Annotated in this window: 19 protein-coding genes; 14 read left to right on the top strand and 5 right to left on the bottom strand. The window is 68.4% G+C overall.

Annotated features, from left to right (window positions below; genetic code table 11):
- The first annotated feature begins 85 nt into the window (after positions 1-85).
- The 5 genes from DES44_RS11920 (at position 86) to epsC (ending at position 8,324) form a co-directional block, all read left to right on the top strand.
- A complete protein-coding gene (locus tag DES44_RS11920) occupies positions 86-1,660 on the top strand; it encodes a methyl-accepting chemotaxis protein (protein WP_232309755.1) in 1,575 nt (524 codons plus the stop codon).
- Positions 1,661-1,759: 99 nt separating this feature from the next.
- Positions 1,760-4,429 (top strand): excinuclease ABC subunit UvrA, encoded by a 2,670-nt coding sequence (locus tag DES44_RS11915; RefSeq protein ID WP_083525577.1) that lies wholly within the window; start codon positions 1,760-1,762, stop codon positions 4,427-4,429.
- Between the two features lie 393 nt (positions 4,430-4,822).
- Entirely contained in the window at positions 4,823-6,649 is a 1,827-nt protein-coding gene (locus DES44_RS11910; RefSeq protein ID WP_058935128.1) for a M4 family metallopeptidase, read from the top strand.
- A gap of 227 nt (positions 6,650-6,876) precedes the next feature.
- Positions 6,877-7,272 (top strand): hypothetical protein, encoded by a 396-nt coding sequence (locus DES44_RS11905; RefSeq protein WP_058935127.1) that lies wholly within the window; start codon positions 6,877-6,879, stop codon positions 7,270-7,272.
- A gap of 122 nt (positions 7,273-7,394) precedes the next feature.
- Entirely contained in the window at positions 7,395-8,324 is a 930-nt protein-coding gene (gene epsC, locus DES44_RS11900) for a serine O-acetyltransferase EpsC (protein WP_116001522.1), read from the top strand.
- Here epsC and DES44_RS11895 read toward each other — a convergent pair.
- The 3 genes from DES44_RS11895 to DES44_RS11885 all read right to left on the bottom strand — a co-directional run bounded on the left by DES44_RS11895 (position 8,303) and on the right by DES44_RS11885 (position 11,096).
- Complete coding sequence (locus DES44_RS11895; RefSeq protein ID WP_058935125.1) at positions 8,303-9,532, bottom strand: NAD(P)H-dependent flavin oxidoreductase; 1,230 nt, start codon at positions 9,530-9,532, stop codon at positions 8,303-8,305. The two genes, epsC and DES44_RS11895, sit on opposite strands and share 22 nt — an antisense overlap.
- Before the next feature lie 91 nt (positions 9,533-9,623).
- Positions 9,624-10,733, bottom strand: coding sequence for an S-(hydroxymethyl)glutathione dehydrogenase/class III alcohol dehydrogenase (locus DES44_RS11890; protein WP_058935124.1), 1,110 nt, complete (start codon positions 10,731-10,733; stop codon positions 9,624-9,626).
- 87 nt (positions 10,734-10,820) lie between these two features.
- Complete coding sequence (locus DES44_RS11885; RefSeq protein WP_058935123.1) at positions 10,821-11,096, bottom strand: metal/formaldehyde-sensitive transcriptional repressor; 276 nt, start codon at positions 11,094-11,096, stop codon at positions 10,821-10,823.
- Between the two features lie 185 nt (positions 11,097-11,281).
- On the opposite strand from DES44_RS11885, the gene DES44_RS11880 reads away from it, so the two are divergent.
- Positions 11,282-12,724 (top strand): FAD-containing oxidoreductase, encoded by a 1,443-nt coding sequence (locus tag DES44_RS11880; RefSeq protein ID WP_083526041.1) that lies wholly within the window; start codon positions 11,282-11,284, stop codon positions 12,722-12,724.
- Here the strand turns inward: DES44_RS11880 and DES44_RS11875 are convergent.
- On the bottom strand, positions 12,651-13,550 hold the full coding sequence (locus DES44_RS11875) for a LysR family transcriptional regulator (protein WP_058935122.1): 900 nt from the start codon (positions 13,548-13,550) through the stop codon (positions 12,651-12,653). The genes DES44_RS11880 and DES44_RS11875 overlap by 74 nt on opposite strands.
- A 193-nt stretch (positions 13,551-13,743) precedes the next feature.
- On the opposite strand from DES44_RS11875, the gene DES44_RS11870 reads away from it, so the two are divergent.
- The gene (locus DES44_RS11870; protein WP_058935121.1) at positions 13,744-14,865 is read left to right on the top strand and encodes an ABC transporter substrate-binding protein; all 1,122 of its coding nucleotides are present in this window, start codon (positions 13,744-13,746) and stop codon (positions 14,863-14,865) included.
- 40 nt (positions 14,866-14,905) lie between these two features.
- Here DES44_RS11870 and DES44_RS11865 read toward each other — a convergent pair whose 3' ends face one another.
- Positions 14,906-15,589 carry a TetR/AcrR family transcriptional regulator gene (locus DES44_RS11865; RefSeq protein WP_058935120.1) on the bottom strand — a complete coding sequence of 228 codons (684 nt, stop codon included), beginning with the start codon at positions 15,587-15,589 and terminating at the stop codon, positions 14,906-14,908.
- Between the two features lie 252 nt (positions 15,590-15,841).
- Between DES44_RS11865 and DES44_RS11860 the strand changes: the two genes are divergently transcribed.
- The 7 genes from DES44_RS11860 (at position 15,842) to DES44_RS11830 (ending at position 23,187) form a co-directional block, all read left to right on the top strand.
- Complete coding sequence (locus DES44_RS11860) at positions 15,842-17,026, top strand: MFS transporter (RefSeq protein ID WP_058935119.1); 1,185 nt, start codon at positions 15,842-15,844, stop codon at positions 17,024-17,026.
- 221 nt (positions 17,027-17,247) lie between these two features.
- Complete coding sequence (locus DES44_RS11855; protein ID WP_232309751.1) at positions 17,248-17,730, top strand: DUF2147 domain-containing protein; 483 nt, start codon at positions 17,248-17,250, stop codon at positions 17,728-17,730.
- Positions 17,731-17,817: 87 nt separating this feature from the next.
- Positions 17,818-18,726 carry a TorF family putative porin gene (locus DES44_RS11850; RefSeq protein WP_058935118.1) on the top strand — a complete coding sequence of 303 codons (909 nt, stop codon included), beginning with the start codon at positions 17,818-17,820 and terminating at the stop codon, positions 18,724-18,726.
- A gap of 14 nt (positions 18,727-18,740) precedes the next feature.
- The gene (locus DES44_RS11845; protein ID WP_232309749.1) at positions 18,741-20,348 is read left to right on the top strand and encodes a xylulokinase; all 1,608 of its coding nucleotides are present in this window, start codon (positions 18,741-18,743) and stop codon (positions 20,346-20,348) included.
- Positions 20,345-20,998 (top strand): class II aldolase/adducin family protein, encoded by a 654-nt coding sequence (locus tag DES44_RS11840; protein WP_058935116.1) that lies wholly within the window; start codon positions 20,345-20,347, stop codon positions 20,996-20,998. The genes DES44_RS11845 and DES44_RS11840 overlap by 4 nt, the downstream gene beginning before the upstream one ends.
- Complete coding sequence (locus DES44_RS11835) at positions 20,995-22,542, top strand: aspartate aminotransferase family protein (protein ID WP_083525576.1); 1,548 nt, start codon at positions 20,995-20,997, stop codon at positions 22,540-22,542. The genes DES44_RS11840 and DES44_RS11835 overlap by 4 nt, the downstream gene beginning before the upstream one ends.
- A gap of 12 nt (positions 22,543-22,554) precedes the next feature.
- On the top strand, positions 22,555-23,187 hold the full coding sequence (locus DES44_RS11830; protein WP_058935115.1) for a hypothetical protein: 633 nt from the start codon (positions 22,555-22,557) through the stop codon (positions 23,185-23,187).
- Positions 23,188-23,216 lie beyond the last annotated feature (29 nt).

Here is a 23,216-nt window from a genome sequence, read left to right as displayed (position 1 = left end):
GACGGGCGACAGGCGCGGCATGCCGACGCTGGATCGACCGCTTGCATCGGCTTGAAGCCTTCGTACGGCTTCCGGGGAGATCACCTTGGTAACCACAGCACCGGCGGGCGGTCTGGGCGCGCGTTTCAGCATCGCCCAGCAGTTCGTACTTCTGGTGGCGTTTGCCGCCGCCATCCTTCTGGGCCTGAGCGGCGTCAGCCTGGTCCGGGTCAATCAGTTGGGCCACACGGTCGATCAGCTGGCCAACGAGCAGGTCGAGCGGCTGCAGCTGGCCCAGCGCTGGCGCACCAACATCGCGGTCAACTCCACCCGGGTCTTCGCGGTGATCATGTCCGACGGCGACGAGCTCCAGAACTATTTCAAGGACGCCATCGCCGCCACCACCAAGGACACCTCGGAGACCCAGAAGCGCTATGTCGAGCTGGAAAAGAGTCCGGAGGGCCTGGCCATCCTGGAGGAACTCGGCGACGCCCGAAAGCCCTATCTAGAAGCCCGGGACAAGTCGCTGGCGCTGAAGAAAAGCGGTGACCTGGCCCAGGCCAAGTCCCTGGCGCAGAGCAGCTATGCGCCCCTGATGGACAAGTACAACGCCATGGCGGAGAAGATGGTGGCGTACCAGGCCCGTCGCTCCGCCGAGCAGGCAGAGCAGGCGCTGCAGATGGTCAACACCTACCGCTGGATCATCATCGTTTCCGCCGGCAGTGGCCTGGCCCTGCTGGGGTTCCTGGCCTGGCTGGTGGTGGCGGGCATCCGGCGCTCGCTGGGCCAGGCCATCCAGGCGGTGAAGGCCATCGGTGACGGGGATCTGTCCCAGGACATCCACGTGGTCGGACGCGGTGAGGTGGCAGACATGCTCAGCGCCACGCGCCACATGCAGACCTCGCTGGCCCGCATCGTCAGCACGGTGCGCCAGGGCAGCGAGAACATCGCGACCGGCTCCAGCGAAATCGCCAACGGCAATGCCGACCTCAGCCAGCGCACCGAGCAGCAGGCGGCCAATCTGGAGGAAACCGCCGCGTCGATGGAAGAGCTGACCAGCACGGTCCGCAGCAATGCCGACACCGCGCAGGAAGCGGCCCGGCTGGCGACGGAAGCGTCCGCGGCGGCGGCCGGCGGCGGCGTGGTGGTGGGCAACGTGGTCTCGACGATGCAGGACATCGTCAGCTCGTCGCGTCGCATCACCGACATCATCGGCGTCATCGACGGCATCGCTTTCCAGACCAATATCCTGGCGCTGAATGCGGCCGTCGAGGCGGCGCGAGCGGGTGAACAGGGCCGCGGCTTTGCGGTCGTGGCCTCGGAAGTGCGGACGCTGGCGCAGCGTTCGGCCAGCGCCGCCAAGGAGATCAAGCAACTGATCGAGGACAGTTCTCAGAAGGTCGAGACCGGCACCCGCCTGGTGGACGAGGCCGGACGCAGCATGACGTCCATCGTGTCGCAGGTGCAGAAGGTCAATGACCTGCTGGGCGAGATTTCCCATTCCACCACCGAGCAGACCTCCGGCATCAGCCAGGTCAGTGATGCGGTGGCGCAGCTGGACCAGGTGACCCAGCAAAACGCCGCGCTGGTGGAACAGAGCGCCGCTGCGGCGGACAGCCTGCGGCATCAGGCGGAAGCCCTGGCGCAGACGGTGCGGGTGTTCAAGCTCAGGGCGACCTAATGGGCTGAGCGGCTGAGCGGCTGAGCGGCGGATCAGGCACCTGGTTTGCTGAAGGGGCGCAGGTCCGATACTCCTGCTCCCTCTTCCTCAGGTGCTGCCTTGCCGAAACAACCGACCCGCCCCGCACGCCCCGCTCATCCCTCCAGCACCGAAGGCACGGCAGGCGCCTCACGCACGTCACACCCCGGCCGCGCAGCGGGTGCCGCAGGGGCTCCACGTGCTGGAGGGGCTGCCCGCGCGGACCGCCCGGACTGCGTCCAGGTCCGCGGGGCGCGGGAGCACAACCTCAAGAACGTGGACGTCGACATCCCCCGCGACGCCCTGGTCGCCTTCACCGGCGTGTCCGGCTCCGGCAAGTCCTCCCTGGCCTTCGGCACCATCTACGCCGAGGCCCAGCGTCGCTACTTCGAATCCGTCGCGCCCTATGCCCGCCGCCTGATCGACCAGGTCGGCGTGCCGGCGGTGGACGCCATCCACGGCCTGCCGCCCGCAGTGGCGCTGCAGCAGCAGCGCGGCACGCCCAATGCGCGGTCGTCGGTCGGCAGTGTGACCGGTCTGTCCTCGCTGCTGCGCATGCTGTATTCACGCGCCGGGCGTTATCCCGCCGGTCAGGCGATGCTGTATGCGGAGGACTTCTCCCCCAACACCCCGCAAGGCGCCTGCCCCCACTGCCACGGCCTGGGCCGCGTCTACGAAGTGACGGAAGCCTCGATGGTGCCGGACCCGAGCCTGACCATCCGCGAGCGGGCCGTCGCCGCCTGGCCGCCCGCCTGGCACGGGCAGAACCTGCGCGACATCCTCGTCACCCTGGGCATCGATGTCGACACCCCGTGGCGGGACCTGCCGCGCAAGACGCGCGACTGGATCCTCTTCACCGACGAGCAGCCCACCGTGCCGGTGTATGCCGGCTTCACGCCCGCCGAGACCCGCGCGGCGCTCAAGCGCAAGACGGAGCCCAGCTACCAGGGCACCTTCAGCAGCGCCCGGCGCTATGTGATGCACACCTTTGCCACCACCCAGAGCGCGCTGATGAAACGCCGGGTGTCGCGCTACATGATCGGCGGCGCCTGCCCGGTCTGTGACGGCAAGCGGCTCAAGCGCGAGGCACTGTCGGTGACCTTTGACGGGCTGGACATCGGCACCTTGTCCCAGCTGTCCCTGGCCGACGTCGCACAGCGGCTCAAGGCGGTGCGCCACACCGGCAGCTCCCAGGAAAAACGCATCGCCGCGGAACGCATCGTGGCCGATGTGCTGATGCGCCTGGCACCGCTGCTGACCCTGGGCCTGGGCCATCTGTCGCTGGACCGCGCCACGCCCAGCGTCTCGCCCGGCGAGCTGCAACGGCTGCGGCTGGCCACGCAGATCTGCTCCAACCTGTTCGGGGTGATCTATGTGCTGGATGAACCCTCCGCGGGCCTGCATCCGGCCGACGGTGAAGCCTTGATGGCGGCGCTGCGCCAGCTCCAGGCGGCGGGCAACTCGGTCTATGTGGTCGAGCATGACCTCCACCTCATGCGGCAGGCCGACTGGCTGGTCGACGTCGGACCGCAGGCCGGGGAGCGCGGCGGACAGGTGCTCTACAGCGGGCCGGTCGATGGCCTGCGCGGGGTCAAGGGGTCGAGCACCGCCGCGCATTTGTTCCCTCCCAGCGAGGGCAAGGGCCAGCCCGCGCGACCGCCTCGCACGCCGCAGGCCTGGCTGCGCCTGGAGGGCGTCACCCAAAACAACCTGAACGATCTCGCCGCAGAGTTCCCGCTGGGTGTCTTCACCGCGGTGACCGGCGTGTCCGGCTCCGGCAAGTCGTCCCTGGTGAGCCGGGCGCTGGTGGACCTGGTGTCCGAGCACCTGGGCCAGGACACCACCAGCCCGTCCGAGGAGGACGAGGACCTCGATGGCGAGCCCGTCGCCAGCACTGGCGGACGCATCGTGGACGGTGCGGCCCACATTCGGCGGCTGGTGCAGGTGGACCAGAAACCGATTGGCCGCACACCCCGCTCCAACCTGGCGACCTACACCGGCCTCTTCGACCACGTGCGCAAACTGTTTTCCGCCACGCCGGCGGCGCGGTCGCGCCGGTTCGACGCCGGTCGCTTCTCCTTCAACGTGGCCAAGGGCCGCTGCGAGACCTGTGAGGGCGAAGGCTGCGTCAGCGTGGAACTGCTGTTCATGCCCAGCGTCTTTGCGCCCTGCCCCACCTGCCATGGCGCCCGCTACAACGAGGCGACGCTGAAGGTCCGCTACCGGGACCAGTCGATCGCCGACGTGCTGGGCATGACGGTGGAGTCCGCCCTCGCGTTCTTCGCCGACGAGCCCGCCCTTGCCCGCCCGCTGGGGCTGCTGCAGGGCATCGGGCTGGGGTATCTGCGGCTGGGTCAGCCCGCCACCGAGCTGTCCGGCGGCGAGGCGCAGCGCATCAAGCTGGTGACCGAGCTGCAGCGCACGGCACGCGGGCACACGCTGTATGTGCTGGATGAACCGACCACCGGGCTGCACCCGTCGGATGTCGACAAGCTCATGGCGCAGCTCAATGACCTGGTCGAGGCCGGCCACAGCGTCGTGGTGGTGGAGCACGACATGCGGGTGGTCGCGCAGGCTGACTGGGTGATCGACCTCGGCCCCGGCGCGGGCCAGGCCGGGGGCCGCATCGTCGCGGCAGGGACGCCGCAGGCGGTGGCGAAGGTGACGGCATCGGTCACGGCGCCCTACATCGAGGTGACACCGGTCGTCGGCAGCAGCCGCGCAGGCCGAGTGCCGGCGGCGCAGGGCTGACGAGGGCACGCGCCCTGCACGCGCCGCGCCGCAAGCGCCCGGCGTCCCCTGATGAAGTGGCAGTTGCACCTCGGCGCCTGCGGCGAACGAGCCACACGGGGTTCCCCGGAGTCGTGATCCCGCCCGCAGGGCATTCCTGCGTCTTCCGACGCACGCCGCACATGGGCTGTTACCGACTGCGCCCACCAAATCCATGACACGGGTTATCACGGATGTCAGATCTGACAGTCCGTTCGAGCCATCGGACTGCCTACATTCGCAGCCTTGCAGTCACCAACACCCACCCCTCTCCGACACCCGGCGAGCAAGTGGGGGACCAGCCCCTCCACCACAGTTCAAGGGCTGGATTTGTATTCGGGAGATCTTCAACCACGATCTATCGAAAGCACACCCATGAAGAAGGCATCCCTTCACCGCTTCCTGCAGGCCAGCCTCCTGGCCGCCGCCGCCTCGGCCACCTGCCAGGCCTGGGCCGCGAACCGTGTCAACCTGGACGACACCACGCCGGTCAGCACCTTCCAGACCGCCACCGCCGCCAGCGGACCACAAGCCGCGGCAACCGCGCTGGGTCTGGCCCCGACCGACCTCCAGGCGGTGCGCAGCCAGATCTATCCCAACGGCCGGGTCATCACCCGCCATCAGCAGTACTACCAGGGCGTGCCCATCTGGGGCGAAGCCGTCGTCGAGCACCGCGACCCCGGCGTCAGCGCCGCCCGCTTCTCGGGCAGCCTGGTGACCGACATCCAGCAGGACCTCAACACCACGCAGGCCAGCATTTCTCCGGCCAGCGTGCTGACCATCGCCAAGAGCGCGATCAACGCCACCATCACCGAGAACGAGCAGGTCAAGCTCTACATCAAGCTGGACGACAGCAACAAGGCCCAGCTGTTCTACCTGGTGTCCTTCGTGCGCCATGACCGCAGCAAGCCCAGCCGGCCGCACTTCATGATCGACGCCAACACCGGCGCCGTGTTGCAGCGCTGGGAAGGCCTGGCCCACCGGGATGCCACCGGCCCCGGCGGCAATGCCAAAACCGGCAAGTATGAATACGGGACCAACTACCCCGCGCTGCAGGTGACCGACACCTGCCAGATGAACACCAACAACAATGTGATCACCGTCAACCTCAATGGCGGCACGAGTGGCAGCACGCCGTTCCAGTTCACCTGCCCGCGCAATGAGTACAAGCAGATCAACGGCGCTTATTCGCCCATCAACGATGCCCACTTCTTCGGCAACGTGATCTTCAACATGTACCGGGACTGGTTCAATCTGCGGCCGATCTCCCAGACCCTCTACATGAAGGTGCACTACAGCAGCAACTACGAGAACGCTTTCTGGGACGGCACCGCGATGTACTTTGGTGACGGCGCCACCACCTTCTATCCGCTGGTGTCGCTGGATGTGTCCGCCCACGAGGTGAGCCACGGTTTCACCGAGCAGAACTCCGGCCTGGTGTATTCCGGCCAGTCGGGCGGCATGAACGAAGCTTTCTCCGACATGGCCGGTGAAGCCGCCGAGTACTACGCCCGCAATGGCGTGAATGACTGGCTGGTAGGCTCGGAAATCTTCAAGAGCAGCGGCGCCCTGCGCTACTTCGCCGACCCCACCCGCGATGGGCGCTCCATCGACAACGCCAGCAAGTACACCAGCGGGCTGGATGTGCACTATTCCAGCGGCGTCTACAACAAGGCCTTCTACACCCTGGCCAAGACCGCCGGCTGGAACACGCGCAAGGCCTTTGAGGTGATGGTGGATGCCAACCGTCTGTACTGGACGCCCAACAGCACCTTCAACCAGGGCGCCTGCGGCGTGGAAAAGGCCGCGACGGCCCGTGGCTACGTCACGGCGGATGTGACCAAGGCCTTTGCGGCCGTGGGCGTGAGCTGCAGCGGCGGCACCACGCCGACCACCACCGTGCTGTCCACCGGCGTGCCGGTGACCGGTATCAGCCTGACCAAGAACGCGACGCGGCTGTTCAGCATCTCGGTGCCGGCCGGTCGCAGCACGCTGGTGGTGAAGCTGTCCGGCGGTTCGGGCGACGGCGACATCTATGTCCGCCGTGGCTCCGCCCCGACTACCTCCACCTATGACGGCAAGTCCGACGGCAGCACCAATGCAGAATCGGTGACGCTGTCGGCGACCACGGCAGGCACCTACTACATCCTGCTCAATGCCTACGCCACGGTGAGCGGCGCGTCGCTGGTGGCGACCTACTGATCCACTGAGATCCTGAAAAGGCCCGTCGGGACGCAGGTCCCGCGGGCCTTTTTTCATGGGGCACATCGCGCACGGGTAGGCACGGGTAGGCGTGTCCGGCGGGGTCCGGCGCGCCCCACCCCGCCGCCCCTGGCTGTTGCGTCGTGAAACGGTCATGAAACGGCTGGCTGCGACAGTTCGTATCCATCGACAGACCGGGACTGATCCCGGCGATCAGGACATGGGTCATGCAGGTTCAGCTTCATCAATTCCGGCAGGTCAACGGCAGCATGTCGATGGTGACCTTCGAGTCGCCCCTGGGCTGGGGCACCGCCCAATGGGTGGGGCAGCGGCCGGAGGAAGGCGCGCGTCGCCAGGTGGAACTGGCCGTGCCCGGCATGCTGACCTGGGGCTATGAAGTGGCGGGCAGCCCCCACGAGGAAGAAGCCATCTTCGAGGAAGAGGGCCGGGTCTGCCTGGTCGGACGGGTGCGCTGGAGCAGCGAGGACGGCGTGACCGCCGTGAAGCTGGGCAACGACCTGGTGCTGGTGGGCATCGCCAACGCGCCGGCGCTGATGCCCACCCATCTGCTGCTCCGGGTGCCGCGGCTGCAGCTCTTCGATGTGCTGGCCTGCGCGGCCTGAATGCAGCCCTGAACGCAACAACGGTTACCTCCTGCTTCCCTAAGCAGCTTGCCCAGGCCTCGGCCTGGGTTTTTTTTGTTTGTTAGGCTTGGGCACTCATTTTTCTTCTCCAGGACTTCTCAGTGAGCAATGCCCCCAAACGCCATGGCGGCGACTGGCCTTTGGACGATGTGGTCGCGGGCCTGCGGGCCGCCCGGCAAGCGTGGCGCGAGCATCACCGTCCGCATGAACCGCGGGGCCGCGAGCTGCCCTCGACCGAAGTGCTGGACGGCATCGTGCAGGGGCTGCGCGGCGTGCTCTTCCCGCTGCGGCTGGGTCCGCCCACCCTGCGGCCGGAAGCGGAGGACTACTACATCGGCCATACGCTGGACACCCAGTTGCAGGCGCTGCGGCAGCAGGTGCTGCTGGAGCTGACCGCCGCCGCCGGCGCCGACCCCGCGGACCCGGAGATGCTGGCCCGGGCGGACCAGGTGACGGCGGACTTCGCGCGGGAGCTGCCGACCATCCGCCGCCTGCTGGATGCCGACGTGCTGGCCGCCTTCCAGGGCGACCCCGCCGCTCGCAGCGTGGACGAGGTGCTGCTGTGCTACCCCGGCATCGCCGCGATGATCCATCATCGCCTGGCCCACAAGCTCTACACGCTGGGCGTGCCGCTGCTGGCCCGCATCGTGGCCGAGCTGGCCCACAGCCGCACCGGCATCGACATCCATCCGGGCGCGACCATCGGCCCGGGCCTGTTCATCGACCATGGCACCGGGGTGGTGATCGGTGAGACGGCCGTGATCGGCGAGCGGGTACGCATCTACCAGGCGGTGACCCTGGGCGCCCGCAGCTTCCCCACCGACGAGCAGGGCCAGATCCGCAAGGGTGCGCCACGCCATCCGGTGGTGGAGGACGATGTGACGATCTATGCCGGCGCGACCATCCTGGGCCGCATCACCCTGGGCAAGGGCTCGGTGATCGGCGGGAATGTGTGGCTGACCCGCAGCGTGGAGCCCGGCAGCCACGTCAGCCAGGCCAACTCACAGAGTCAGGTGCCCGGGCTGGTCTGAGGCGTCGGGAGGGCGACGCCGGGGGTCAGGACCCGCTCCAGCAGCTCTCGCACCGACGCGATCTGCGACCCGAAGGGCAAGGCGCCCTTGCCCCGGAAGAACAGCCCTTTGTCGACCTCGCCCCGCAGCGCCGCGGCCAGCCGCTGGTCGATGCAGAACTGCCCCCAGCCCTTGAGCCCGTCGCGCAGGCCGCATTGGGCCAGGCAGTCGAAGGCCATGGTGCAATGCTTCTTCAGCTGGGCCACGGTCTGCAGCCGCTGCTCTGCCCCGAGGTATTTGCGCAGCCAGGGCGTCATGACGGCACGGGCCGGCAGTCCGGCCACGCTGGTGAATTCCACCAGTGCGTCGTCCGGCGCCTCGGCCAGGACCCGCTTGAATTCAGGATGGGCATCGCATTCATGGGTGGCCACAAAGGGCGTGCCCATCTGCACCCCATCCGCACCCAGGGCCTGCAGGCGCTGGATGTCCTCGCAGCGACGGATGCCACCGGCGGCGATCAGCGGCACGCGGCCTTCCATGCCGGCGTCCCGGATCCATTGGCGCACCGCGGGGATGACCACCTCAAAATCGAAGCGGCTGTCGGAGACGTCCGCCACCCGGGCCGCGCCCAGATGCCCGCCCGCGTGGCCGGGATGCTCGATGATGAGGGCGTCCGGCACCCGCTTGCGGCGTTCCCATTTGCGCCACAGCAGCGACACGCCGCGGGCGTCGGAGAGGATGGGGATCAGCGCGGTTTTCGGATGGTCACTGGCCAGGTCCGGCAGTTCCAGCGGGAGGCCGGCGCCGACGACCAGCGCGTCCACCCCCTGCTCCAGCGACGTGCGCACCGAGCTGGCGTAATCACTGACGGCCCGCATGATGTTCACCGCCAGCAGCCCGCTTTGCTTGCACAACTCGCGGGCCCGCTGGATTTCCCGGGCCAGAGCCATCTGGTTGGCGGCCACGATGGCCGTCTTGCGGGCCTCCAGGTCGTGGCCGACCTCGGCAGCGCTGCACTGGGCCATCAGGTCCGGATGATGGCGACGCAGGTCGACCGAGGAGATGGTGCCCATCGCCCCTTGCGCCGCCACGCTGCCCGCCAGCCGGTGGGCGGATACCCCCACCCCCATGCCCCCCTGCACGATGGGGAGCAACTGGCGCCCGGCCAGGGTCAGCGGCTGGAGACCGGCCAGCTTGAGACGGTCGAACAGGGACAAGGTGCTGGGCATGGACAGGCCGATTCAGTCATGAAGCGGACCATCCTGCCAGCGACCTCCTCGCCTGTCCTTGCACTAAATCAAGGCTTGCAGCGAAGCCGGGTCAGAAGTGCACGACGGAGCGGATCGACTTGCCTTCATGCATCAGGTCGAACGCCTCGTTGATGCCGGTCAGTGGCATGGTGTGGGTGACGAACGGCGCCAGCTGGATGTCGCCGCGCATGGCTTCCTCCACCATGCCGGGCAATTGCGAGCGGCCCTTGACGCCGCCGAAGGCCGAGCCCTTCCAGGTGCGGCCGGTCACCAGTTGGAACGGACGGGTGGAGATTTCCTGACCCGCGCCTGCCACGCCGATGATCACCGACTGACCCCAGCCGCGGTGGGCACATTCCAGCGCCGCGCGCATGACATTCACATTGCCGATGCACTCGAAGGAGTGGTCCACCCCCCAACCAGTCATCTCCACGATCACCTGCTGGATGGGCTTGTCGAAGTCCTTGGGGTTGATGCAGTCGGTGGCGCCGAACACCCGGGCCAGGTCGAACTTGGTGGGGTTGGTGTCGATGCCGATGATGCGGCCGGCCTGCGCCAGCTTGGCACCCTGGATGACAGCCAGACCGATGCCGCCCAGTCCGAACACGGCCACCGTGTCCCCCGGCTGCACCTTGGCGGTGTTCTTCACTGCGCCCAGGCCTGTGGTCACGCCGCAGCCCAGCAGGCAGACCTGCTCCGGATTGGCATCCGGGTTGATCTTGGCCAGCGACACCTCCGCCACCACCGTGTACTCGCTGAAGGTGGAGCAGCCCATGTAGTGATAGAGCGGCTGGCCGTTGTAGGAGAAGCGGGTGGTGCCGTCCGGCATCACGCCCTTGCCCTGGGTGGCCCGCACCGACACGCACAGGTTGGTCTTGCCGGACTTGCAGAACAGGCATTCGCCGCATTCGGCGGTGTAGAGGGGAATGACATGGTCGCCCGGCTTGACGCTGGTCACGCCCTCGCCCACTTCCACCACGACGCCGGCCCCTTCATGGCCCAGCACCACCGGGAACAGACCCTCGGGGTCGTCGCCGCTCAGGGTGAAGGCGTCGGTGTGGCAGACGCCCGTGTGGGTGATGCGCACCAGCACTTCGCCCTTTTGGGGCGGCGCCACATCGATCTCGACGACTTGCAGCGGCTTGCCGGCCTCGAATGCAACAGCGGCACGTGATTTCATGGGACAACCTTTCAAAACAGAGTGAGGGCCCGGCAGAGAGGCCAGACCGGCGATTCATGGGCAATTCAGGAGCGATTCAGGGGCGATTCATTTGAGATAGGTGCGCACCAGCGTGGTCATGTCCTGCGCCAGCTGGGCATGGCGATCATCCGCCTCCGGCAGCGCCCCCAGTTCCTCGCGGATATGGGATTGCAGGATTTCCGACATCAGACCGTTCACGGCCCCGCGAATGGCCGCCAGTTGCACCAGCACCGGGCCACAGTCCTCCCCGGCTTCCAGGGCCCGGGCCAGAGCCTCGGTCTGCCCCTGGATGCGGCGCACCCGCAGCAGGGCCTTGCGTTTGTCTTCCGGGGCATGTGGCATGGGGCGAAGTCTATACCCCCCTGGGGTATGGTCAAGCCCCATCCGCGCCGTCATCCCCTCCAGACGGGACACCATTCGCCCACCCACCTGGGGCGAGGGTGCGCCATCCGGCTTGCGCACCGCGCCGGATGCTTCTAGGCTGGGCCACCCCTTCGTGGAAACACCCCTTCTTGGAAAGCGCCCGCATGGAAGCCACCACGTTTGACGCGATCATCATCGGCGCCGGTCAGGCCGGCCCGCCCCTGGCGGAACGCATGTCCCAGGCCGGTTGGCGGGTGGCGGTGATCGAGCGCAGCCGCGTCGGCGGCACCTGCGTCAATACCGGCTGCATTCCCACCAAGGCCATGGTCGCCAGCGCGCATGCCGCCTGGGTGGTGCAGCACGCGCAGCGCTGGGGCGTGCGGGTGCCCCCGGGGGCGGAGGTCGACCTGGCGGCGGTGCTGGCGCGCAAGGACCGCATCTCGGGCAAGTCCCGGCAAAGCGTGGACCAATGGCTGCGCGGCATGCGGCAGGTGGAATTGATCATGGGGCATGCGCAGTTCGAGGACGACCACACCGTGCGCGTCGGCGAGCGCCGGCTGCAGGCGGAACGGATCTTCCTCAATGTCGGCGGACGGCCGGCGCAGCCCGGCGTCGAAGGCCTGGACCAGGTGCCCTGGCTCACCAATGCCAGCATCATGCAGCTGGACCGCCTGCCGCGGCATCTGGTGGTGGTGGGCGGCAGCTACATCGGGCTGGAATTCGCGCAGATGTTCCGCCGCTTTGGCGCCGAGGTGACGGTGGTGCAGCGCGGCGCGCAACTGGTGCCGCGCGAAGACCCGGACGTGGCCCAGGCGCTGCAGCAACTGCTGGAAGGCGAAGGCATCGCCATCCGCACCGGGGCCGAATGCGTGCGGCTGGCCCCGGCCCGGGACGAGATCGCGGTGGATGTGAACTGCAACGACGGCGCGCCCCGCCTGCTGGGCACCCATGTGCTGGTCGCCACCGGCCGCCAGCCCAATACCCACGACCTGGGGCTGGACCGGGCCGGCGTGGCGGTCGACGCGCGGGGGTATGTGCAGGTCAACGACCAGTTGCAGACGAACAAGCCGCACATCTGGGCGCTGGGAGACTGCAACGGCCGCGGTGCGTTCACCCACACCGCCTGGAACGACTTCGAAGTGCTGGCGGACAACCTCTTCAACGGCACCCAGCGCAGCATCAAGGACCGGCTGGTGACCTATGCGCTCTACACCGACCCGCCGCTGGCGCGCATCGGGCTGAGTGAGCAGGAGGTGCGCAAGAGCGGCCGCCCGGCCCTCATCGGCACACGCCCAATGACACGGGTGGGTCGCGCGGTGGAAAAAGGCGAGGACGCCGGCTTCATCAAGCTGATCGTGGATGCCGAGACCCGCGCGCTGGTGAGCGCCACGCTGTTCGGGGTGGATGGCGACGAAGCGATCCAGTCCCTGCTGGACGTGATGGCCGCGCGCCGTCCCTACACCGAGATCCTCACCGGCGGGGTCCGCATCCACCCGACGGTCAGCGAGCTGTTGCCGACCGTGCTGCAGTCGCTCAAGCCGATGCCGGTGGAGGCTCCGTGGGCGGCGAGCCCGACGCCGGACCGGACGCCGAAGCAGGGTTCATGACGGCGCGCAGCCCCTCCAGCGCGGGCCGCACCACGGACATGTCCGCCCCTTCGGCAAACACCGCATAAGCCGGATAGAGAAACTCCGGCGCGCCTTGAATGCGCCGCATGCGGCCGCTCTTCAAATGCGGCGTGACCACCTGCAGCCGGAAATAGGCGGTGCCCCCGGCGGCCAGCACATATTCCCGGCCCAGCGGGCCCAGCCCCACGCTGATGCCGGCATTGACCAGATGCGGAAAGGCCAGCCCGTGCTGCGCCGCGAACTCGGGGCCCCAGTCGACGTAGACGTAATCCTCGGGATGCAGGGTGGCGGATTCGCGGGTGGTCACCAGCACCAGCTTCTCTTCCAGCAGCAGCTCGATGCGCAGACCCGGCCGCAGCTGCGGTGCATAGACCACCGCCACGTCCAGCGTGCCATTGGCCACGCGGTCGATCAGCGCATCGGTCTGGCCCACCTCGGTGCGCAGCGCCAGATGGGGCGCGGCCGTGCGCATGTGCAGCAGCCAGTCCAGCAGCAGCGGGTCCCAGAGGCTGAGTTCGCAGCCGATGGTGATGATGGACTCCCGCCCCGGCGGCAGGGCCACCTGGTGACGCGCCCGTTCCCAGATCTGCACCAGCATGGCGGCATGGCGGGTGAACTGCTCACCGGCATGGGTGAGCGTGGCCCCGGCCTTGTTGCGCACGAACAGCTTGGCGTCCAGATGCTCTTCCAGCGTGCGCACCCGGGCGCTCACCGCCGTTTGGGTGATGTGCAGGTTCTCGGCCGCACGCACGAAGCTGCCGGAGGCAACGATCTCGAGAAAGGTCTGGGCGAGCGTGATGTCCATGGCGTGACAAAAATTGAATGCAGTATTTTTGCATTGAACAAGCAATAAGAATCGCTTTACCGAAGGGCAATAGTTCGCCACCATGCACAACTTCGCGATTACCCTAATTGCCAAGCTTGACAATTCGTGAAGCTTGTCACGAAACGTCAATCAGTCCTCCACCCCAGCCGCCAGGCTGCCGCAGACATTCCCGATGAACCTCGCCTTTGCTCCCCGCGTTCGCCGCCTTCTCGCCTTGTTGTGCCTTGCTGCCGCTCCCGCCGCGCATGCCGACATCGTCATCGGCCAGGTCGCTCCGTTCAGCGGCCCGCAGGCAGTCACCGGCAAGGCCATTCGTGCCGGCGCCAAGCTCTGGCTGGACGAGGTCAATGCCCGTGGCGGCATCAAGGGCCAGAAGCTCAAGCTGGTCACGCGGGACGACGGCCAGAAGCCGGAAGAAACGGTGCGCCTGGTCAAGGAACTGATCGAGCAGGACAACCCCGCCGCGCTGATCGGCACCATCGGCACCAGCAATCTGGAAGCGCTCAAGCAGGACGGCATCCTGGAAAAGAGCAAGATCTCGATGCTGGGCGCGGTCTCCGGCGCCACCAGCGTGGTCAGCGCCCGCAACATGTACCCGGTGAAGGCCACCTACCGTGAGGAGGTGGAACGCCTGTTCAAGCAGCTCGGCGAAATGGGCCGCACCCGCGTTGGCGTGGTCTACCAGGACGACGGCCTGGGCCGCGACGCCCTGGCTGGCGCACAGGCCTCCGCCAAGATGCATGGCCTGACCCTGGTGGCCCAGTCCGGTTACGCCCGCAACACCACCGAAGTGACGGCAGCCGTCAATGAGATGGTCAAGCAGCAGCCGGACGTGATCTTCCTGGCCGCCACCACCGCCGCCGCCATCGAGTTCACCAACCGCTACCAGACTGCCGGCGGCCGCGCCGGTCTGTATGGCATGTCGATCATCGACGTGCAGGAACTGCTGACCAAGCTGGGTCCGGACCGGGCTCGCGGTTTCGCCTTCTCGATGACGCTGCCCACCGACGACCGCCAGGACCGCGAAGTCATGCGCGACTACGCCCGCCTGCGTCAGAACGCCAAGGACCCGGACCTGTCCGCCCGTTCGGTGGAAGGCTTCATTGCCGCCAAGGCCCTGACCAAGGCGCTGGAGCGCAGCACCAGCCTGACCGCTGCCAGCCTGTCCGAGGTTCTGGAACGCGGCATGGACACCGACATCGGCGGTCACCGCCTGAGCTTTGGCAAGGGCCAGGCCACGTCCAAGTATGTTGACTTCGCCATCCTGGGCTCCGGCGGACGCCTGGTGCGCTGAGGTCCCGCGCTGCGGCTGACCGGCCGCAGCCCACAACCGCTCAGGCGCCGGGCATCACCCGCTGCAGGTGGCTGGCCATCATGCCGGCCGCGATGCGCGCCACGTCCTTGGGCTTGAGCGATTCGTCGAAGAGCATTTCCACGGTGGCGTAGATCAGCTCCACCACGATCCGGCTGGCGAGCTTCAGCTCCGAGCGACGAGCCCCCGGCAGCGCCTTCACCAGCAGCTGCGTCTGGGCTTCCGTCACCGCGGCATGCGAGGCCAGCCGCACTTCCTGCAGCGCCGGGACGGCGCGCATGGCCCGCATGATCCACACGCCCCCCTCAGTCCGGCGCGTGACCTCATACGTCTCCAGCAGCAGACCGGCCAGGGCTTGCTCCAGCGCCGGCACGCCGGCCTGGATCACCTCCGGCGACATCCACCGCGCGACGCACTCATTCTGGCGCTGCATCAGCCGCTGGCCGAGCTCATGCAGCAACGCATATTTGTTGGGGAAGTAGCGATACAGCGCCGGCGGCGAGACGCCCGCCCGCTCACACACCAGATTGGTGGAGAGGCGCTCGATGCCCACCTCGATCAAGGTCTGGGCAGCGGCTTCCAGCAGCCGCTCATAGGTTTCCGTGGCCCGTTGCTGGGCGGGTTGCAGCTTGGTGGCCAGGTCCGGGCCAGCAGGCGGCACCGGGGCCGGTGGGGGGACAGCAGTCTTGCGGCGGGAAGTGGGCATTCAAAGCACTACGAGGCAGGCGTCGATTCAAGAATACCGCGACCGACGCGTCCACGGCGACGCCGTCCGGTGCAGGGATTCTCCCAGGGTGGCCCGAGCGGCCACAAAGATAGCCATGACTATAAGATCGTTCCACCAGCCAGGATGTGACGCAAGGACGTGACGCCAGGAGGTGACCGCGCAGGTCACGCCTGATGCGGTGTCAGGCACGGCGACACAGGCCCGGCATCACTCTTCCATGGGACAGGGGCGATGCAAGCATCCAGACATACCGGGCGGACCGAGGCCGCGCTGGCCATCACCGTGGGGTCGGTCGCGCTGCTGATGTTGGGCCTGCAGCCCCTGCTGCTGGGCGCCCTGCTGGAAGCCGGCGCAGTGACGCTGGAGGGCGTGGGGCTGGTGGCCATGGGGGAAATCGTGGCCCTGGGCGTGGGCGTGTTGATCGGGGACCTGCGGCTGCCGGTGCGCTGGCTGCGGCCCGTGACGGTGCTGGCGGCCCTGGCGGCGGCGGCGCTGGACCTGGCCACGACACGCGCCCATGGCGACCTGCTGCTGGGCGGCGTGCGTGCGGCGGCAGGCATTGCGGAAGGTCTGCTGGTGTGGAGCACCACCGCCGTCATCGTGCGTTCGGCGACGCCGGAGCAGCTGGCGGGTCTGTTTTTCGTGGTGCAGACGCTGGCGCAGGCCCTGCTGGGGCTGGTGCTGGCGCATGCGGTGATGCCGCGGCTGGGTTGGCCCGGCGGCTTCCAGACACTGGCCGGACTGGCCGTCGTGGCGGCGCTGCTGGCGGCGGTGTGGGCGCGACCACTGGACCCCTTGACGCCGACGGTCAGCCAAGCCGGCGTGGGGATGCGCTGGACGGCGCCCCGCATCGGCACCTTGCTGGTGGTGTTCCTCCAGCTCGCCACACTCGGGTCGTTCTGGGCCTATGCCGAGCCGCTGGGCACCCGCGCCGGCTTTTCACCAGTGGCCGTGCAGACCCTGATCGCTGCCGGGCTGGGCATGCAGGTGCTGGGCGGGAGTGTGGGCACCGCCTTGGTCAAGCGGCTGCCGCCCGTGCCCACCCTCCTGGGCTGCTGCGTCACCCTCGGCGTGTGCGCCCTTGGCGTGGCCGGTGGGGCGCAACACGGGCCCCTGCCCTTTGCCGCCCTGTGCGGCGTGTTCACCTTCACCTGGCTGTTCATGCTGCCCTTCCAGATGGCACTGGCCTTTCGCACCGATGGCAGCGGGCAGGTCGCGGCCCTGGTGCCGGCCGCGCAGTTGTTTGGCAGCGCGTTCGGTCCTCTGGTGGCTTCGCTGATGTTGTCCGGCGAGGAGGTCGGACCGGTGCCGATGGTGGCCACCGGATTTGCCGCCGCCGCTGGCGCGGTGCTGGTCGTCACCCAGCGTTTGCGCGCGCGCCCCGAAGCAGTCGCGACAGCCGAGCGAGGACGCTGACACGCCGTACAGACCCGGCGGCGCTCCGCGCGCTTGACTCGCCGTCGCGCTTCGTGCCTGCGAGGGTTTTTCCCCAGATCCAAAAAAAATAGCCATCGCTACGATAGTTATCACTATCCAATCAATGCGGGACGTTCTCCCGCAGGAGATCCGCGATGCCTGGAACGTCTGGCCAAGCGCCTGGCCATTCCCTCCGCTCTTTCATCACTGGCCTGCGTGCCATGCGGACGCACCTGCGCACCGCGCCGACGGCCGCACCGACGGCCGCGCGGATGACCGCGCGAATGGCCGCGCTGGTGACATCGCTCGTGACTGCGCTGGCCCCCGCCTCCGCCGCCCACGCCACCACTCCGGACGAGGCCAAGGGCCTGTGGCTCAGCGCCGACGGCGGCGCCGTGATCGAGTTCAAGCCCTGCGCCGACCGACCCACCGCGCTGTGCGGCCGCATCGTCTGGGACAAGGACGCAGGCAAGCCGGCCGACACCTGCGGCATCCAGATTGCGCAGCTCGACCGATTCGAGAACGACGCCTGGCGCGACGGCTGGGTCTACGACCCGCGCGACCGCAAGAAATACAAGGGCGCGCTGCGCATCAAGAACGGCGATCTGCACATCCGCGCCTACATCGGCACCGAGATCCTGGGGCAGACCGAGCAGATGCGCCGGGTGACGGAGCTGCCGGCCACGCCGGTGTGCAAGTCCTGAGCGTGTGCGCCGCCGCCTTGCCCTTCCCCGGACCCCAAGCGTCGAGTCCCCCTTTCGATCTCCCATCTCCCCAAGAGGAGCCGCCCCATGCCCTGCACAGCCCTGCGCCCCGCCGCGCGCCGCCGCCCGTCCCTGATCACGCTCGCCATGCTGCTCGCCACGACCGCAGCGCCGGTGTTGGCCGACACGTCCGGCACGGCCACCATGGCCATCGACACCGAGGTGAAGCTGCTTTCCGACCTGCGCAATCGCGGCATCTCCGACTCCGGCCGCAAGCCGTCCGCCCAGCTGAACCTGCAACTGGCGCACGAGAGCGGGCTGATTGCCCTGGCCCAGCTGTCCACCGTCAGCGACAAGGCCTTCACCGGCTCGGACGGCTACAACCTTTTGCTGGGCACCGGCTACCGCTGGGGCGACCCGGACGGCTGGCATTTTGGCGTGGGCCTGGCCAAGGAATTCTTTCCCGGCGCCCGGTTCGACGCACCGCATGCCATCGACCTGGAGGTCGGCGAGCCGGTGGACTTCCGCCGCACCCGCTACGACACCGCCTATGCCGTGCTGGAGCTGGGCTGGGGCAAACTGGAGGGACGCATCCTCAACGTGATCTCCCGCACCTATCGCGGCGCGGACACCGGCGGGGTCTGCGGTCAGATCCTGGCCGCCGCCGTCGACCCCACGCCCGCCATCGAGTGCTACCTGCGGGGTGACAAGAACTCCCGCGGCAGCATGCTCTACGACATCGGCTACAAGCTCGACCTCACGCCCACAACCACGCTCAATCTACATGCCGGCACCCAGCGCATCCGGCATTTCAAGGAAGCGGACTTCAGCGACTACAGCCTCGGCGTCACCCACCAGCGCTGGGGCATGAGCTTCACCGCCGAATGGGTGACCACCCGCACCCACCGCCCGGAGCTGTTCCTGATTCCGGACGGCAACGGCTGGAAGCGGCAGGATGACGACCGGCTGGTGGTGTCGGTCGGCTACAAGTTCTGATGGCGGGAGCGCCTGTGACTGCTGAGCCGGACACTGCCCCGCTGGTCCTGTCCATCGACCTGGGCACCTCCGGCTGCAAATGCGCATTGGTGACCCTGGACGGCGAGGTGCAGGGCTGGGCCTTCCGCCCGGTGGCCTTGCATGTGCAAGGCGTGCAGGCGGAGCAGGACCCGCATGACTGGTGGCAGGCGCTGCTGGGGGCCGCCGACGAACTGCTGGCGGCGGACGCCCAGCGCCGGCGCCGCGTCACGGTCGTGTGCTGCTCCACCCAGACCGAAGTGACGGTCTGCGTGGACCGCCAGGGCGAGCCGATCGGCCGCGCCTTCAGCTGGCTGGATGCACGCGGCGCGCAGGCGATGGCCCGGCGCACGCGGGGCCGCTGGCTCAACATCGAAGGCTACGGGCCGCTCAAGCTGTGGCGCTGGCTGCACCTGACCGGCGGCGCCCCGTCCACCACCGGGCGCGACGGCGCCGGCCACATGGCCTATGTGCGGGACCATCTGCCGCAGGTCTATGAACGCACCCATCAGTTCCTCAATGCGCTGGACTACCTGAACTTCCGGCTCTGCGGACGCCTGTGCGCCACGCAGGATTCCATCCTCACCAGTTGGGTGACCAACAACCGCGACCCGGCGCGGGTGCACTACGACGCGCGGCTGATCCGCATGCTGGACCTGGATGCCGCCAAGCTGCCGGAGATCGTCTCCTCCACCGACGTGCTGGGCCCCTTGCGACCGGAGGTGGCGCAGCGGCTGGGGCTCGCGCCCGACACCCGCGTCGTGGCGGGCGCGGTGGACACGTCGGCGGTGGCGGTCAGCGCGGCGGTGCGGGACTTCGAGACCCATCTGTACCTGGGCACCTCGTCCTGGCTGGGCGCTCACGTCCCCACCATGCGCACGGACGTGCGACACAAGATTGCCGCCGTCCCCTGCGCGGTACCGCAGCGCTACCTGGCGCTGGCGCTGCAATCCACGGCCGGCGCCAACCTCTCCTTCCTGCGCGACCGCATCCTCTTCCATCCCGATGAACTGGCCAGCGACGAGGAGCATCCCGCCGTCTACGAGGTGCTCAACCGCATCGCCGCGCGAGTGCCGCCCGGGGCCCGCGGACTCATCTACACCCCGTGGCTCTTCGGGGAACGCACCCCCGTGGATGACCCGCTGCTGCGCGCCGGGCTGCTGAACCTGTCGCTGGCCCATTCGCGGGAGGACATCTTCCGCGCCTTCCTGGAGGGCGTGGCCTTGAACACCCGCTGGATGATGGAGCCCTTTGCCCGGTTGCTCGGTCGCTCGCCGGGCACCATCGCCGCCGTCGGGGGCGGCGCGCAGAGTGATGTGTGGTGCCAGATCCTGGCGGATGTGACCGGGCAGCCGATCCGGCAACTGGCGCAGCCCATCCAGGCCAATGCGATCGGCGCCGCCTTCCTCGGCGCCATCGGCATCGGCGAGCGGCGTTTCGACGACCTGCCCGAGCTGCGGCGCACCCGCCGGGTGTATGAGCCCGCTGCGTCGCTCAGCCGGCTCTATACCGACCAGTTCGAGACCTTCAAGGAAGTGCGGCAGCGACTGGCACCGCTGTACCACCGGCTCAACCGCGTGCCGGCGGCAGGAGCGCCCGCATGATGCATGCATCCACCCGGCAGGCGGTCGTGGCACTCTGCTTGCGGCTGTCGGAGCGCGGCTATTTCGCCGGGACCGGTGGCAACCTGATGCTGCGTATCGACGACGTGCTCGTGGCCGTCACGCCCTCGGCCACGGACTATCTGACGATGGCGCCGGAGGATGTCTGCCTGCTGCGCCTGGCCGACCTGGGCGTGGTGGACGGCGAGCGGCCGCCTTCGGTCGAAACCGGCCTGCATGCCCGGGTGATGCGGGCCCGCCCGGACGTCGGCTGCACCATCCACACCCATCAGCCGCTGGCCAGCGCCTGCGCGCTGATCGGGGAGCCGCTGGAGGTGCCGCGATCCCAGCATGCCGTGCTGGGACGCACCGTGCCGGTCGTCGGGTATGCCCCCTCGGGCACCGGATGGCTGGCTGGCAAACTCGCCGCTGCGGTCCGTCCCGACCGGCAGGCCTGGCTGTTGCGCAATCACGGTATCGTGTGCTGCGGGCGGGACAGCACAGCGGCCCTCGAAGCGGTCGAGCAATTGGAGCAACTCGCGCGAGGGCATCTGGCCGCGCGCATCGAACGGCAGATGCAGCAGCAGCCGGGCTCGCGGGCCCAGTTGGCGGCACTCAGGCAACTGCTGCTTTCGTCGAAGGAACTGTCATGATCGAGACGACTCGTGGGGCGCATGCAGAGGCGCCGGCATTGTTGAATTCCCAAGCGAAGGGGCTCGCCGGCAGCACACCGCCCTCCCCGCCTGAGGACACCCAGCAATACGCCGTCTCCGAATGGCCGGACACCCACGCGCTGTACGCCCGCCTGGCCGAGCTGGTCCGCCAGCCGATGCGCCCCATCCGCCCCGACGCCCTGCCCAAGGTGATGCGCTGGTTCGACGAGCGCTGCGCCGGCTCCAAGGCCATGGCCACCCGCGCCCAGGCGGTCATCCCGGGCGGCGTGCAGCACAACCTGGCCTTCAACCATCCGTTCCCGCTGGCCATCCGCCAGGCCGAGGGCGCGTGGCTGACCGACATCGACGGCAACCGCTACATCGACTTTCTGCAAGCCGGCGGCCCGACCCTGCTGGGCAGCAACCCGCCCGCCGTGCGGGAGAAGGTGCATGCCGTGCTGGACGAATGCGGCCCGGTCACCGGCCTGCTGCATGAATACGAGGTGAAGCTGGCAGAGCTGGTCTGCCGCCACATGCCGGGCGTGCAGATGCTGCGCATGCTGGGCTCCGGCACCGAAGCGGTCATGGGCGCCGTGCGGCTGGCCCGCACCCACACCCGCAAGCGCTGGATCATCAAGATCGGCGGGGCCTATCACGGCTGGAGCGACCAGCTCGTCTACGGCATGCGGCTGCCCAAGACCGGCCGCATGGAGGCCACCGGCATTCCGCGCGGCGCAACGGCCTACACGCAGGAGTGCCTGCCCAACGACCCGGAGGCCTTGCGACGGCTGTTGCGCTGGAACCGCCTGCGCGGCGGCACGGCGGCGGTGATGGTGGAGCCCTTCGGCCCGGAAAGCGGCACGCGGCCGGTCCACAAGGCCTTTAATGCGCAGGTGCGCGCGCTGTGCGATGAATTCGGCGCGCTGCTGATCTTCGACGAGGTGGTGACCGGCTTTCGCGCCGGCATGGGCGGCGCACAGGGCTATTTCGGCGTCACGCCCGACCTGACGGTGCTGGGCAAGTGCCTGACCGCGGGCTACCCGATGTCGGGCGCCATTGGGGGCCGAAAGGACATCATGATGTCGCTGGTGGGCGGCATCGGCACCACCTCGCGCCGGGCGTTTGTCGGGGGCACGCTCTCGGCCAATCCGCTGACCTGCGTGGCGGGTTACCACGCGCTGCTGGAGACCGAACGCACCCGCGCGCCGGTGATGGCGGGACGGGCGGGTGACCGGCTGCGGCGCGGGCTGGACGAGATCATCCAGCGGCGCGGCCTGCCCTATGTGGCCTACAACCTCGGCTCCATCGTCCACCTGCAGACCTCCGGCGTGCTGCTGCTGGACACCAGCAGCCTGCTGAAGCTGCTGCGGGTCAAGGAGGAGGCCAAGCGGCGCAAGCACATGATGGAGGAGATGGGCGCGGCCTTCACCGCGCACGGGCTGATCTCGGTGGCCGGCAGCCGCCTCTACACGAGCCTGGCCGATACCGACGAGATCATCGACGAGGCGCTGAACCGCTTCGACGATGTGTTTGCGCTGGTGTGAGGGCGTCGCCCGATGCAGGACCAATGGTTCGCGCTGCGCCACCGGCTGCTGAGCCGGGGGTTGATGCCGTCGCCGGCTGACAGCCTCTCCCTGCGGCTGCCCGGTGAGGACGCGATGTGGTGGGGAACGGCCGGGGATGCACAGCCGCAGCGGGTGGCGCTCGACGGGTCCCAGGGTCCGCCGGACACGTCTTGGCCGATTTCCGTTCACCGCCAGGTCTATGCCTGGCGACAGGACGCCTGCGCGATGCTCTACGGGGGCGGCGCCTTTGGCCGCCAGTTGCCGCACTTTGGCGGCCACATGCCGGCCGTGTTTGATGAACAGATCCGGCAACTGGGCATCATGGGCCCGGCCAGCGGCGATCTCGTTGGTCTGCACCGTTCGCTGGCCCAGGGCGGCAATGCTGCCGTCCTGGATGGACAGGTGCTGCTGCTGGGAATGACGGCCTCCCGGCTGGCGCTCAATGCGGAGCTCTTCGAGAAGTGCGCCAAGGCGTATGTGTGCGCGGTGGCCGGCGGTGGCCGCGTCCGTCCGCTTCCCTGGCTGGTCCGCACCATCGCCAACGGTCGGCTGATGAAGGAGGAAGGTGCGGCGCGGGTCATGGTGCGGTCGGGACGGCTCCCAGCGGAAACGCGGGGCTATTGAGTCGAATCGGGGCGACAGCAGGACGGCAG

The sequence above is a fragment of the Roseateles depolymerans genome, assembly GCF_003387155.1.
Lineage (GTDB): Bacteria > Pseudomonadota > Gammaproteobacteria > Burkholderiales > Burkholderiaceae_C > Roseateles > Roseateles depolymerans.
This window is presented reverse-complemented; position numbering and strand designations above follow the sequence as displayed.